This window comes from Enterovirga sp. (assembly GCF_028290205.1).
GTDB lineage: Bacteria > Pseudomonadota > Alphaproteobacteria > Rhizobiales > Beijerinckiaceae > Enterovirga.
This window is the reverse complement of sequence record NZ_JAQGKF010000003.1, coordinates 1-12,720: the sequence shown is the minus strand read 5'-3', so window position 1 is coordinate 12,720 and position 12,720 is coordinate 1. Positions and strand designations below refer to the sequence as shown.

General features: G+C 69.6%; 13 protein-coding genes. 5 read left to right on the top strand and 8 right to left on the bottom strand.

The window, feature by feature from the left end:
• The 5 genes from JWR86_RS00200 to JWR86_RS00180 form a co-directional block, all read right to left on the bottom strand.
• On the bottom strand, positions 1 to 436 hold a 436-nt coding region (locus tag JWR86_RS00200), incomplete at its 3' end, for a pilus assembly protein N-terminal domain-containing protein (RefSeq protein ID WP_299559007.1).
• A 28-nt stretch (positions 437 to 464) separates the two neighbouring features.
• Positions 465 to 1,262, bottom strand: coding sequence for a Flp pilus assembly protein CpaB (cpaB, locus tag JWR86_RS00195; protein WP_299559004.1), 798 nt, complete (start codon positions 1,260 to 1,262; stop codon positions 465 to 467).
• Between the two features lie 210 nt (positions 1,263 to 1,472).
• A complete protein-coding gene (locus JWR86_RS00190; RefSeq protein WP_299559001.1) occupies positions 1,473 to 1,979 on the bottom strand; it encodes a prepilin peptidase in 507 nt (168 codons plus the stop codon).
• Between the two features lie 139 nt (positions 1,980 to 2,118).
• Positions 2,119 to 2,286: a Flp family type IVb pilin gene (locus JWR86_RS00185; protein ID WP_299558998.1), complete on the bottom strand. Its 168-nt coding sequence runs from the start codon at positions 2,284 to 2,286 to the stop codon at positions 2,119 to 2,121.
• Between the two features lie 91 nt (positions 2,287 to 2,377).
• Positions 2,378 to 2,545: a Flp family type IVb pilin gene (locus JWR86_RS00180; RefSeq protein WP_299558995.1), complete on the bottom strand. Its 168-nt coding sequence runs from the start codon at positions 2,543 to 2,545 to the stop codon at positions 2,378 to 2,380.
• 330 nt (positions 2,546 to 2,875) lie between these two features.
• Between JWR86_RS00180 and JWR86_RS00175 the strand changes: the two genes are divergently transcribed.
• From JWR86_RS00175 to JWR86_RS00165, 3 genes are all read left to right on the top strand, one after another.
• On the top strand, positions 2,876 to 3,424 hold the full coding sequence (locus tag JWR86_RS00175; protein WP_299558991.1) for a pilus assembly protein N-terminal domain-containing protein: 549 nt from the start codon (positions 2,876 to 2,878) through the stop codon (positions 3,422 to 3,424).
• A 114-nt stretch (positions 3,425 to 3,538) separates the two neighbouring features.
• Positions 3,539 to 4,120: a TadE/TadG family type IV pilus assembly protein gene (locus tag JWR86_RS00170; RefSeq protein WP_299558988.1), complete on the top strand. Its 582-nt coding sequence runs from the start codon at positions 3,539 to 3,541 to the stop codon at positions 4,118 to 4,120.
• A 10-nt stretch (positions 4,121 to 4,130) separates the two neighbouring features.
• Entirely contained in the window at positions 4,131 to 4,775 is a 645-nt protein-coding gene (locus JWR86_RS00165; protein ID WP_299558985.1) for a TadE/TadG family type IV pilus assembly protein, read from the top strand.
• Between the two features lie 4 nt (positions 4,776 to 4,779).
• Here the strand turns inward: JWR86_RS00165 and JWR86_RS00160 are convergent, their stop codons facing one another.
• A complete protein-coding gene (locus JWR86_RS00160; protein ID WP_299558982.1) occupies positions 4,780 to 6,300 on the bottom strand; it encodes a phosphomannomutase/phosphoglucomutase in 1,521 nt (506 codons plus the stop codon).
• Between the two features lie 217 nt (positions 6,301 to 6,517).
• On the opposite strand from JWR86_RS00160, the gene JWR86_RS00155 reads away from it, so the two are divergent.
• The gene (locus JWR86_RS00155; protein WP_299559010.1) at positions 6,518 to 8,530 is read left to right on the top strand and encodes a M3 family metallopeptidase; all 2,013 of its coding nucleotides are present in this window, start codon (positions 6,518 to 6,520) and stop codon (positions 8,528 to 8,530) included.
• 32 nt (positions 8,531 to 8,562) lie between these two features.
• On the opposite strand, the gene JWR86_RS00150 is transcribed toward JWR86_RS00155, so the two are convergent.
• A complete protein-coding gene (locus tag JWR86_RS00150) occupies positions 8,563 to 9,969 on the bottom strand; it encodes a sodium:proton antiporter (RefSeq protein ID WP_299558980.1) in 1,407 nt (468 codons plus the stop codon).
• A 150-nt stretch (positions 9,970 to 10,119) separates the two neighbouring features.
• Between JWR86_RS00150 and JWR86_RS00145 the strand changes: the two genes are divergently transcribed.
• Positions 10,120 to 10,866, top strand: a complete 747-nt coding sequence (locus JWR86_RS00145) for an SDR family NAD(P)-dependent oxidoreductase (protein WP_299558977.1) — start codon at positions 10,120 to 10,122, stop codon at positions 10,864 to 10,866.
• A gap of 28 nt (positions 10,867 to 10,894) precedes the next feature.
• On the opposite strand, the gene JWR86_RS00140 is transcribed toward JWR86_RS00145, so the two are convergent.
• Positions 10,895 to 12,720: propionyl-CoA synthetase (locus tag JWR86_RS00140; RefSeq protein ID WP_299558974.1), on the bottom strand; the 1,826-nt coding region annotated here is incomplete at its 5' end.

Sequence of the window (12,720 nt, the reverse complement as noted above, 5' to 3'; positions counted from 1 at the left end):
GGCCGGTCGGGATCGCCGTCCTGAGCGTCTGGCGCAGCACGTTGAGATCGCGCCCGACATTGACCTCGAGCGTGGCGATCTGGCGCCCGTCCGAATCCATCACGAAGACCGAGGTGGCGCCGTTCGCCACACCGATCAGGAAGATCTTGCGGGTCGACCGCACCACCGCGTTCGCGACCGCCGGATTGGCGACGAACACCTCCTTGGCGTCCCGGGGCAGGTCGATGATCACGGACCGGCCGATGGAGAGGTCGAGCCGGCGCGAACTCCCGGTCTCGGCCGGTGCGGCGGCGCCGGCCTGGGCGCCGTAGCTCTGCGGGGCGTAAGCCCGGACCGGCTCGGCCGCACGGGCGGCGAGGGGCGCCATCGCGGCCGCAAGCGGGATGCCGAGCAGGACGCGGCGGGCCAGCGCCGAACGAGACCGTGTCATCGTCATGGGGTGCACTTTCGGTCTAGCGAGCGGGTCACCGGCGGGCGCTCTGGCGCGCCACGCCATAACGGACCACGGTGACGCCACTGTCGGACTTGTCCTCCCGGACCGCCTCCGTCTGGCCCGCGTCGGCGAGGCTGCGAAGGGCGAGCGAGAGCTGCCCAGTCTTCTGCGACAGAGCCAGGGTCTCGGCCTGGGCCGGCGTGACCTCGAGCGTGGCGGTCTCGCCGGTCACGACCTTCTCGCCGTTCCGCTCCTGGACGTTCTGGCCAATGGCGAGCACGCGGATGTTGGGCAGGATCGTTTCCGACATCTGCACGTCGATGCCGCCCGTCTTCGAGGCCTCGTCGTCCCGGTAGGTGCGCAGCACGTCGACCCGGTCGTTGGGCAGGACGAAGCCGCCGGCGGAGGTGGCGCCTCGCGTGTCGATGGAGATCGCAACGGCCCGCATGCCGGACGGCAGGATGGCGGACATGAAGGCGTTGGAATTGGCCTTCACGAGCTTCTCGCGCCGGATCGGCTCCCCGGCCAGAAAAGACTGGCGGACGATTGAGCCGTCGAATTCCTCCGACTCGCCGGCGACGTCGCGGCGCGACACGGAGCCTCCCGGCACGTAATCGCTCGGCCAGGGCAGCCAGCGCAGGTCCCCGCGCTTCAGCGTGTGTCCAACGGGCAGCTCGGAGGCGGCGACCAGGACGTCCACGGTGCTGACCGGGGCCGCCCTCTCGACCACCACGGTCGCGGCGGGTCCGGACGACTGCATCATCAGCATGGCGGCCAGGCCTGCTGCGCCGAGGGCGATGGCAAGAACGACGAGACGGGCGGGTGTCATGTGGTTTCCCGACGCAACAGCTCTGGGCCCCCAACTTGTGCCGCCAATGGTCAAAACATGGTTAACTAGACCTCACGACCTAGCTACTTCGGAAGTAATTGATTTACTGGTCTCCGGCGGCAACACGCGCCGATTCGACCGGCAGCTGCCGCGGCGCTCGACGCGAACATGTGGGCGAGACGGGCAGCACCGCAACGCGGCCTGCTCAGCTCAGCGCGACAGCGCGGCGAGCCAGAGTTCGGAATGCGGGTAGACGGCGAGCGCCGCGGCCGCGAGGGCGATGCCGTAGGGCACGCCGGTGCGGTGGTCGTGCAGATGGGCGAGCCAACCCCAGCGCGCCGCAAAGGCCGGCAGCGGATGCTGCCGCAGGGCCAGGAGCCCCAGCGTGAGGACGCCGCCCGCCACGGCCGCGATCAACAGGTAGTCCAGCAGGACGCCGAAGCCGAGCCAGAGCGCACTCGCGGCCGCGAGTTTGGCGTCGCCCCCGCCGATCCAGCCGAAGGCGAACATGGCGAAGCAGATGGTCAGGATGAGGGCGCCCGCCGCGAGATGCATCGCGACCTGGTCGAGGCTGAGGCCGGCCAGCGCCGCCGTGGCCCCGAAGGCGACCACGAGGGCGATGGCCAGCTTGTTCGGAATGGTCATCGTGAACAGGTCGCTTGAGGCCGCGAAGGCCATCAATGCCGGAAACACGACAAGGAGAGTCAGTTCGGCCATCCTGTCCGCTCCCTGGGCTGTCGCGGCGAGCCACCCGCCACGGCAGAAAGCCCGGCCGCGAGGGCCGGGCGCCGCTGGGCAGAGGCACGGGGTGGCGCGGCCACTTGCGCGGCGCGTCCGTCCCCGGTGAGGGGCTCGGTCAGGTCCCGAGCTGCGTCGAGATCGTGCTGAAGGCGCCGTTCAGCTTCGTGCCGATCGTCTGCAACGTGACGATGATCGCCACCGCAATCAGCGCCGCGATCATGCCGTACTCGATGGCCGTCGCGCCGGATTCGTCGCGAGCAAACCGCTTCACCAGTTTCCCCATGGGTGCTCCTGTCGATGATGGTGATCCTGTCCCGGTCCAGCTGGGGTCGGTCGGCGATCCTCTGCGCCGACCGGCACAGGGCCGGCCCGGATCAGGTGCCGAGCTTGGTCGAGATGGTGCTGAAGGCACCGTTAAGCTTCGTGCCGATCGTCTGAAGAGTGACGATGATCGCCACCGCGATCAGCGCCGCGATCATCCCGTACTCGATCGCCGTCGCGCCGGATTCGTCGCGAGCGAAGCGCTTCACCAAATTGGCCATGGTTCTGCTCCTGTCCTGGTTGATCTCGGTCACGTCCAACCGGCGCTGCAGGCAGGCTCGGTCGGAACTGACACCAAAACTAAGGAGCGCGCGTTTCGACAGAGTTAAATTGGCCGCCAGAACAGGCGGGGCACAGGATCTCCCAAGAGCTAGTTAACATTTAATCGCTCGAATTGCTGAGAATGCTCTGCTTTTCGAGCTGAGCTCTGGCGCCCTGGGCGGTTCCCGGGGCATCCCGGCCGCGGACGCAGGCGTTTACCGAAACCCTGTTAGGCGATCCTTCACCAAATCGGCCGATGCTCCTCCCTGGCCGCACAGGATGGACGCCCGATGAGTGAACAAGCCTGGTTCGAAGCCGCCCCGGCGGCCGTCGCCCTGGCGCTCCTCGTCGCCTCCGGGCCGGCCGCGGCGCGTGACGCCGTGCGCCAGGTGCCGGCGGCCGCCGCAGCGGACGAGACCCGGCCGGCTCCAGCGCCGGCTCCCAGGTCCCGCATCGGCGATCGCGGCGAGATCCAGGTCACGGTGGACCGGGCCAAGGTGATCCGGCTCCCCGAGCGGACCCAGACGGTGGTGGTCGGCAACCCGGCCATCGCCGACATGTCGATCCAGAAGAACGGCATCGTGGTGCTGACCGGCAAGAGCTACGGCACCACCAACCTGATCGCGCTGGACAGCGGCGGCAACATGCTGGCCGAGTCCACGGTCAGCGTCGGGGCCCCGAGCGAGGCCGTGGTGGTCGTGCAGCGCGGCCTCGAGCGGCAATCCTATTCCTGCACGCCGAACTGCCAGCCCTCCGTGATCCTGGGTGACGCTAACGGCTTCTTCAACGAGAATCGCGGCCAGGCCGACGCCCGCAACCAGTTCGCCACCTCGCGCTGAGGCGGCCGACATGCGGCCGCATGTGGAAGGTCAGCTCAACCTTCCGGAAAACATTGCACACTAGAAGGGGATGCAAGCGCGCCAGCGCGCCGCGAACTCTGCGGGGTGAACACCATGGCACTGTCCCGGCCCACCTGCGAGGCGCGCCCCACGAGGTTCAGGGCCTTCCGGCGTTCCGAAAGCGGCGCAACGGCCGTCGAATTCGGCATGCTGGCCTTGCCCTTCCTGCTGCTGATGTTCTCGATCCTCGAGATCGCGATGCTGTTCTGGTCGACCCAGGTTTTGGAGACGGCGGTCGCGAACGCCTCGCGCAAAATCTACACGGGGCAGTTCCAGAGCGACGCGGCCCACCAGAACAAGACGTCGGCCCAGCTCGCCGCCGCCTTCAAGGCGAGCCTGTGCAGCAACGTCACGGCTTTGTTCGACTGCAACCAGGTCGCGGTCGACATCCGCAGCGTGTCAGGCTTCTCAGGCGCGGCTCCACCCTCGGCGGTGAAGACGACGGGGACCACCAAGAGCTTCGACGCGAGCGAGTTCGGCTACCAGACCGTCGGGGCCAAGCAGATCGCCGTGGTGACAGCCGCCCTGGAATACCCAGCGCTCGTGCCGATGCTGAAGACCGCAGGCGGGCTCAGCAACGGCAACAGAGTCATCATGGCGACGGCCGCCTTCCGGACCGAACCCTACACGCCCTGAGGACCGGCCCATGACGAGTCCCGACCGAGCCGCGCTGCGGTGCCGCCGCATCGGCGCCCGCCTCCGCTCCTGGCCGCGCGCCGTCGAGGGGGTGGCGGCGGTGGAGTTCGCCCTGATCCTGCCCATCATGGTGACGCTGTTCCTGGGCATGTCCGAGGTCACACTGGCGGTGAACATCGACCGCAAGCTCACGCTGCTGTCGCGCAGCCTGGCGGACCTGTCGTCTCGCACCCGCGAGCTGACCACGACGGAAATGTCCAACGTCTTCGGGGCCGCGAGCGCCATCATGCGGCCCTTCGACTCGCCGGCGCCCCAGATGGTCGTGTCCTCCATCGGGGTCACGAAATCCGGCTCGACCTATACCGGGGCCGTGGAATGGAGCTGCGGCAGAAACCTCGCCGCCAGGGCACAGACGGAGACCGAAGCGCAGTTCGACGCCGCGAACCTGAAGGTGCGGGCCGCCGGCTCGGCCTACGCGGTGCCGGAGGGATTCAAAACCGACGCCACGAAGTCGTTCATCCTGGTCGAGACGCTCGTGCCCTACACGCCGGTCTTCGGCTACGTGATGACGGGCACCATCCGGCTGCGCGAAAATACGCCCTGGCCGGTGCGCGACAACGATCGCGTGGTCGGGCCGAGCAGTTGCCCGGCCTGACGCCTCAAAGCGTCTGGTTGTAGGCGCCCACCTCGGGGTTTTCGCGCAGCACGCCGTCGACGGCCGCGAACATCTCGCGCAGCCGCGCCTCCGAGACCGGGCTCTCCACCACGACCACCAGCTCGGGCTTGTTGGAGGAGGCCCGCACGAGCCCCCACGTGCCGTCCTCGGACACGACCCGGACGCCGTTGACGGTGACGAGATCCCGGATGGTCTGCCCCGCGACGGTCTCGCCCTTCTCCTTCATCTCCTGGAAGCGGCGCACGACCTTGTCGACCACGCCGTACTTCACCTCGTCCTCGCAATGCGGGGCCATGGTGGGCGAGCCCCAGGTCATGGGCAGCTCGGCATAGAGCTCCGACATGGTCTTGCCGGGGCTGCGGTCGAGCATGTCGAGGACGGCGATCGCGGTCACGACGCCGTCGTCGTAGCCGCGCCCGACCGGGGCGTTGAAGAAGAAGTGGCCCGATTTTTCGAACCCGGCCAGGGCGTTCAGCTCCTTGACCCGGCGCTTGATGTAGGAATGGCCGGTTTTCCAGTAATCGGTCTTCGCGCCGAGCTCCTTGAGCACCGGATCGGTCAGGAACAGCCCGGTCGACTTGACGTCGACCACGAATTGCGAAGGTCCGTGCACCCGCGTCAGGTCCCGGGCCAGCATGGCGCCAATCTTGTCGGCGAAGATCTCGTGGCCGCGCTCGTCCACCACGCCGCAGCGGTCGCCATCGCCATCGAAGCCCAGGCCCACATCCGCGCCGTGCTCCTTCACCGCCACCGCCATGGCATGGAGCATCTCCATGTCCTCGGGATTGGGATTGTAGCGCGGGAAGGTGTGGTCGAGCTCGACGTCCAGCGGCACCACCTCGCAGCCGAGGGCCTCGAGGATCTGCGGCGCGAAGGCGCCCGCCGTCCCGTTGCCGCAGGCGGCCACGACCTTGAGCTTGCGGCCGATCTTCCGGCGGTTCGTGAGGTCGGCCATGTAGCGGGCCGGCAGATCCGGCACGAACACGTAGGAGCCGCCCTCGCGCAGCTCGAAATCCCCGGCCAGCACGAGGTCCCGGAGTTGGCCCATCTCGTCCGGCCCGAAGGTGACGGGACGTTCCGCCCCCATCTTCACGCCCGTCCAGCCGTTGTCGTTGTGCGAGGCCGTGACCATGGCGACGGCCGGCACGTCGAGTGCGAACTGGGCGAAATAGCTCATGGGCGACATGGCGAGGCCGATGTCGTGCACCCGGCATCCGGCCGCCATCAGGCCCGTGACGAGCGCGTATTTGATCGCCGACGAATAGCTGCGGAAATCGTGACCGGTCACGATCTCGCGCTTCACGCCCATGCGGCCGAGCAGCGTGCCGAGCCCCATGCCGAGCGCCTGCACGCCCATCAGGTTCAGCTCGGGCGGCTTCGGCGAGCCGGGGTGGCCGAACCACCAGCGCGCGTCGTACTCGCGAAAGCCGGTCGGCTTGACGAGCGGCAGCGACTCGAAGGCGGCGGTGTTGGGCTGCAGGGACGGGCGCGGCTTCGGATACATGCGGTCAGGGCTGTCCGGAGAAGGGCGGGGCGCAGGCGGCGCTCTAGCCGATCGGGGGCGAAAAGGGAAACGTGGTCGCACCCCGGCTCGCTTGCCGAGCGCGGCGGCGCCGTGCGACTCCGGGCTCTTCCGCTTGAGTGAGACGCCCGTGCCACCAGCCGCCCCCCAGAGCGACCGCCCGAACCCGCTGCTGGCCGCCTGGACCGCGCCCTTCGGCATGCCGCCCTTCGGGGCCATCGAAGCTGCCGATTTCCTGCCCGCCTTCGCGGCCGCGCTGGCGGCCGACCGGGCCGATATTGAGGCCGTTCGGGACAACCCGGCCGAGCCGAGCTTCGAGAACACGATCCTCGGGCTCGAGCGTTCGGGCGCGGCGCTGGATCGGGTCTGCAACGTCTTCTTCAACCTCACCGGCGCCGACACCAACGACGCCCTGCGGGCCATTGAGCGCGAGATCGCGCCCGTGCTGTCGCGCCATGGCAGCGCGATGTATCTCGACGACGCGCTGTTTGCCCGGATCGACGGGCTGGCGCGGCGGATCGACGAGCTCGGCCTGGACGCGGAGAGCCGCCGGCTGCTGGAACGCTATCACCGCATGTTCCGCCGCCAGGGCGCCGGGCTGCCGGACGAAGTGCGGACGCGGCTCGCCAGCATCGGCGAGCGGCTCGCCGTCCTGGGCACCCGCTTCACCCAGAACGTGCTGGCCGACGAGCAGGATTTCGTGCTGCCGCTCGAGAGCGAGGCCGATTTCGCCGGCCTCCCGGACGACCTCCGGGCAGCCGCCCGGCAGGCGGCCCAGGATCGTGGCCTGCCGGGCCACGTGATCACCCTCGCGCGCTCCTCGATCGAGCCGTTTCTGCAATACGCGGCCCGCCGCGACCTGCGCCACCGGGCCTTCCAGGCCTGGACCAGCCGGGGCGAGCGCGGCGGCGCCACCGACAACCGCGAGGTCGTGGCCGAGACCGTGAAGCTGCGGGCCGAGCGCGCCCGCCTGCTCGGCTACCCGACCTTTGCCCATTACCGGCTCGACGACACCATGGCCAAAACGCCGGAGGCCGCGCAGGAGCTGCTGCGCGCCGTGTGGGGCCCGGCGCGCGATCTCGCCCGGCGCGAAGCCGAGGCGCTGCAGCGTCTGGCCGATCGGGACGCGGCCGGACCCCTCGCGCCCTGGGATTGGCGCCACTATGCCGAGCAGGTTCGGCACGAGCGGTTCAGCATCGACGCGGCGGCCGTGAAGCCGTATTTCGCGCTGTCGGGGATGATCGAGGCGGCGTTCAGCTGCGCCTCGCGGCTGTTCGGCCTCAGCTTCACGGAGCGGCCGGACCTGCCGCGCTACCACCCGGACGTGCGGGCCTGGGAGGTGACGGGGCCGGACGGCGGGCTCGTCGGCATCTTCCTCGGCGATTACTTCGCCCGGCCCTCCAAGCGCTCGGGCGCCTGGATGAGCTCGTTCCGGCGCCAGCGCCGGCTCGACGGCGGGGCCCGTCCGATCGTGGTCAACGTCATGAACTTCGCCGAGGGCTCAGGCGACGTGCCGACGCTGCTCTCCTTCGACGACGCCCGCACGCTGTTCCATGAATTCGGCCACGCCCTGCACGGGCTCCTGTCGGATGTGACCTATCCGGCCCTTGCCGGCACCAGCGTGCCGCGCGACTTCGTCGAGTTCCCGTCCCAGCTCTTCGAGCATTGGCTGGAGCAGCCCGAGATCCTGTCGCGCTTCGCCCGGCACTACCAGACCGGGGCGCCGATCCCGGACGACATCGTCGAGCGCCTGCTGTCCTCGCGCAAATTCAACCAGGGCTTCGCCACGGTGGAATACGTCTCCTCGGCCCTGGTGGACCTCGAGTTCCACCTGCTCCCCTCCGCCGACACCATCGACGTCGCGGCCTTTGAGCGCCGCACGCTGGAGAGCATCGGCATGCCGGAGGCGATCACGATGCGGCACCGCACGCCGCATTTCCAGCACGTGTTCGGGGGCGACGGCTATTCGGCCGCCTATTACAGCTACATGTGGTCCGAGGTGCTGGACGCGGACGGGTTTGCGGCCTTCGAGGAGGCGGGCGACATCTTCGATCCCGAGGTGGCCGAGCGGCTGCGCCGCTTCGTCTATGCGGCCGGAGACCTGCGCGACCCGAAGGACGCCTACACGGCCTTCCGGGGCCGCCTGCCCTCCCCCGAGGCCCTCCTGCGGCAGCGCGGGCTCGCCCCGACCCAGAGCCAGAGCGGCCTCTAGGGGGCCGGCCCGTCGCGGCCAGCCCTCCTGCCTCAGCGGAAGAAGATCAGCGTCACCAGCCCGAACACGGGCAGGAGAATGCCGCCCGACCAGAGCAGATAGCCGCCAAAGCTCGGCATGGGCACGCCCCGGTCCTTGGCGATGGCATAGACCAGGAGGTTGGGCGCGTTGCCGATGTAGCTGTTGGCGCCCATGAACACGGCCCCGCAGGAGATCGCCGCAAGCGTGTGGGCGAGCGGCCCCATCAGCCGGACCGGATCGCCGCCCGCGAGCTCGAAGAAGACGATGTAGGTGGGCGCGTTGTCGAGAAACGAGGACAGCATCCCGGTGAGCCAGAAATAGGCCGCCGGGTTCGGGGATCCGTCCGGCCGGGACACGAGCCCGAGCAGCCCGGAGAAGGCGCCCTCGTGGCCCGCCCCGAGCGCCGCCGCGACCGGGATCAGGCACAGGAAGATGCCGGCGAAGATGATCGCCACCTCGATGATCGGGCCCCAGGTGAAGCCGTTGTCGCGCCGGTTGCGGCGTTCCGTGAGCACGAGCGAGGCCAGGGCCAGCACGACCATCGCGCCGTCGCGCAGGAGGTTCTGCGTCTCCAGCCGGACGCTGCCGATCGTCAGGCCGGTGCCCGGCCGCCACACGCCCGACAGCACGATGGCGCAGACCAGAAGCGCGAGCAGGACCAGGTTGAGGCCGCCCCGCAACCGGAGCGGCACGTCGGAGGTCGGGTCGCGCCGCTTCGGCCGGGTCACGTCGCGGCGGTCGAGCCAGGTGTCGAGCGCAAAGAACACGACGAGCAGGATGCCGGCCGTGAACGCGGTTTCGGCCGCGAGGGCGGTGGTGGTCCAGAAGAAGTCGACGCCGCGCAGGAAGCCGAGGAACAGCGGCGGATCGCCGAGCGGGGTCAGCGCGCCACCGATATTCGAGACCAGGAAGATGAAGAACACGACCACATGCACCGTGTGCCGGCGGTCGTCATTGGCGCGGATCAGCGGGCGGATCAGCACCATGGAGGCGCCGGTGGTGCCGACCAGGCTCGCAAGCAGCGTTCCGGCCAGCAGGAAGCCGGTGTTCAGCGCCGGCGTGCCGCGCAGATTGCCCTGGAGCACGATGCCGCCCGCGATGGTGTAGAGCGCAAACAGCAGCAGCAGGAACGGCATGTATTCGAGCAGCACCACGTGCAGGGCCGCATCGGCAGCCGGGCCGAGCCCCTGAACCAGCGCCAGCGGCAGCAGCGTCGCGAGCGCCCAGACGGCCGCGATCGGCCCCATCCAGCGCTCCCAGTGGTGCGGGGCGAGCTGCGGCAGGATGGCGATCGACAGGAGGATGCCGGCAAACGGCACGGCCCAGATCAGGCCGAGCGAGCGGCCATCCAGCGTCGCGGCCTCGGCCGGTGAGACGAGAAGGGCCAGAATGGCGGCAAGCCCGATGCGGACCGGCATGGCGGGAAGTTCCTGTGCGGGGCGTGGCGTGCGGGACCCGGTAGGCGACGGGCAGAGCACGTTCAACCCCGCAGCGGACACCACACGATCTTTCGCTCGTCTGCCCGCCGCGGCCCGGCTAGGCTCCGGTCAAAGACTGGGAGGAGACACATGAACCAGATCGACCTGAACGGTCACGTGGCCGTGGTGACGGGCGGCGCGCAGGGCATCGGACGGGCCATTGTGGAGCGCTTCGCCGCGAGCGGCGCCACAGTCGAGATCTGGGACCTGGACGGCGAGCTCGCCGGCGAGACGGCGGCCTCGGTCGGGGCCGGCGTGTCGGCCCGCGAGGTGGACGTCACCGACGCCGAGGCCGCGATGGCGGCCGCACGCGCGACCGAAGCCGCGCATGGGCCGATCGACATCCTGGTCACCTCGGCCGGGATCGCGGGCCCGAACACATCCACCTGGACCTATCCGCTCGCGGACTGGAACCGCATCTTCCGCATCAATGTGGACGGCACCTTTCATTGCTGCCGGGCGGTGATTCCATCCATGATCGCGCAGGGCTACGGCCGCATCGTCACCATCGCGTCGGTGGCCGGCAAGGAGGGCAATGCCAACGCGGCGGCCTATTCGGCCTCCAAGGCGGCCGTGATCTCGCTCACGAAATCGCTCGGCAAGGAGCTGGCGGGCCACGACATCGCCGTGAACACCGTGACGCCCGCGGCCGCCCGCACCCGCATCTTCGACCAGATGACGCCGGAGCATGTGGAGTTCATGCTGTCCAAGATCCCGCGCGGCCGCTTCGTCGAAACGCGCGAGGTGGCCGCCATGGTGGCCTGGCTCTGCTCGGCCGAGAACTCCTTCACGACCGGTGCGGCCTTCGACATCTCCGGCGGCCGCGCCACCTATTGAGAGGGCCGGGCCGGCGCAGATCCGCCGGTCAGCCGGGCAGGCCCCGGGCCTTCAGGGCGGCGCCGATCTCGTCGAAGATCGCGGGGTCGTCCACGGTCGCCGGCATGGTCCATGCGTCGCCGTCGGCGATCTTCTTCATGGTGCCGCGCAGGATCTTGCCGGAACGCGTCTTCGGCAACCGCCCGACCGCGAAGGCGAGCTTGAACGCGGCCACGGGGCCGATCCGGTCGCGAACATAGCCCACGAGGTCCTGCTCCACGGCCCTCGCATCGCCGTCCCGTCCCGCCTTGAGCACAACGAACCCGGCCGGCACCTCGCCCTTCAGCGCATCCCGGATGCCGATCACGGCGCATTCGGCCACCGCCGGATGGGAGGCGAGCACCTCCTCCATCGCGCCGGTCGAGAGCCGGTGGCCGGCCACGTTGATGACGTCGTCGGTGCGGCCCATGACGTAGACATAGCCGTCTGCATCCAGGTAGCCGGCGTCGGAGGTCGTGTAATAGCCCGGGAAGGCGGTCAGGTAGCTGTCCCGGAAGCGCTGGTCGTCGTGCCACAGCGTCGGCAGGCAGCCCGGCGGCAGGGGCAGTTTCAGGGCCAGGGTGCCCATGACGCCCGGAGCCAGCGGCCTGCCGGCCTCGTCCAGCGTGTCGAGCCGGTAGCCCGGCATCGGCACGGTCGGGGAGCCGTGCTTCACCGGAAGCTGCCCCAGCCCGAGCGGGTTGCCGGCGATCGGCCACCCCGTCTCGGTCTGCCACCAATGGTCGATGACGGGCACGCCGAAGACCCGCTCGGCCCAGGCGACGGTGTCGGGATCGGCCCGCTCGCCGGCCAGAAACAGCGCCCGGAACGCCGACAGGTCGCGGCTGCGCACCAGCGCGCCCTCGGGATCCTCCTTGCGGATCGCCCTGAGCGCGGTCGGAGCGGTGAACAGCGTCACCACGCCGTGCTGCTCGCAGACGCGCCAGAAAGCGCCGGCATCGGGGGTGCCGACCGGCTTGCCCTCGTACAGCACGCTGGTCGCCCCGCAGAGGAGCGGCGCGTAGGTGATGTAGGAATGCCCGACCACCCAGCCGATGTCGGAGGCCGTCCAAAACACCTCGCCCGGCTTGATCCCGTAGAGGTTCGGCAAGGACCAGCTCAGCGCCACCATGTGGCCGCCCGTGTCCCGCACCACGCCCTTGGGCCGCCCGGTCGTGCCGGAGGTGTAGAGGATGTAGAGCGGGTCGGTCGCAGCGACCGGCACGCATGCGGCCGAAACGCCCCGGCCGCGCGCCTCGGCCACCGCCTCCCGCCAGTCGCGGTCCCGGCCCGGCACGAGGGCCGCCGCGAGCTGCGGGCGCTGCAGAACCAGGCAGGCTTGCGGCTTGTGGCGCGACAGCGAGATCGCCTCGTCGAGCAGCGGCTTGTAGGCCACCACCTTGCCGGCCCGGCTGCCCGCGTCGGCGCTGACGATGACGGCCGGCTGCGCATCGTCGATGCGGCTGGCCAGGCTCACGCTCGCGAAGCCGCCGAACACCACCGAATGGATCGCCCCGATGCGCACGCAGGCGAGCATCGCGAACACCGCCTCGGGGACCATCGGCATGTAGATGAGCACGCGGTCGCCCGGCGCCACGCCGAGTTCCTGCAGCACCGCCGCCATGCGTTGCACCTCGGCGTGCAGCTCGCGGAAGCTGTAGACCCTCTCCGCGTCGGTCTCGCTCGAGACGAAGATCAGCGCGTTCTGGTCGGCGCGTGCCGCCAGGTGGCGGTCGACGGCGTTGTGGCAGAGGTTGGTCCGGCCGCCGACGAACCAGCGCGTGAACGGCGGCCGGCTGTCGTCGCACACGGTGTCGAACGGACGTTCCCAGTCGA

Bases quoted from the DNA above. Each gene is read 5' to 3' on its own strand.
- JWR86_RS00145 (WP_299558977.1), top strand. From the start codon at position 10,120: ATGAACCAGATCGACCTGAACGGTCACGTGGCCGTGGTGACGGGCGGC.
- JWR86_RS00165 (WP_299558985.1), top strand. From the start codon at position 4,131: ATGACGAGTCCCGACCGAGCCGCGCTGCGGTGCCGCCGCATCGGCGCC.
- JWR86_RS00170 (WP_299558988.1), top strand. From the start codon at position 3,539: ATGGCACTGTCCCGGCCCACCTGCGAGGCGCGCCCCACGAGGTTCAGG.
- JWR86_RS00190 (WP_299559001.1), bottom strand. From the start codon at position 1,979: ATGGCCGAACTGACTCTCCTTGTCGTGTTTCCGGCATTGATGGCCTTC.
- JWR86_RS00150 (WP_299558980.1), bottom strand. From the start codon at position 9,969: ATGCCGGTCCGCATCGGGCTTGCCGCCATTCTGGCCCTTCTCGTCTCA.
- JWR86_RS00180 (WP_299558995.1), bottom strand. From the start codon at position 2,545: ATGGCCAATTTGGTGAAGCGCTTCGCTCGCGACGAATCCGGCGCGACG.
- JWR86_RS00160 (WP_299558982.1), bottom strand. From the start codon at position 6,300: ATGTATCCGAAGCCGCGCCCGTCCCTGCAGCCCAACACCGCCGCCTTC.
- JWR86_RS00185 (WP_299558998.1), bottom strand. From the start codon at position 2,286: ATGGGGAAACTGGTGAAGCGGTTTGCTCGCGACGAATCCGGCGCGACG.
- cpaB (WP_299559004.1), bottom strand. From the start codon at position 1,262: ATGACACCCGCCCGTCTCGTCGTTCTTGCCATCGCCCTCGGCGCAGCA.
- JWR86_RS00175 (WP_299558991.1), top strand. From the start codon at position 2,876: ATGAGTGAACAAGCCTGGTTCGAAGCCGCCCCGGCGGCCGTCGCCCTG.
- JWR86_RS00155 (WP_299559010.1), top strand. From the start codon at position 6,518: ATGCCGCCCTTCGGGGCCATCGAAGCTGCCGATTTCCTGCCCGCCTTC.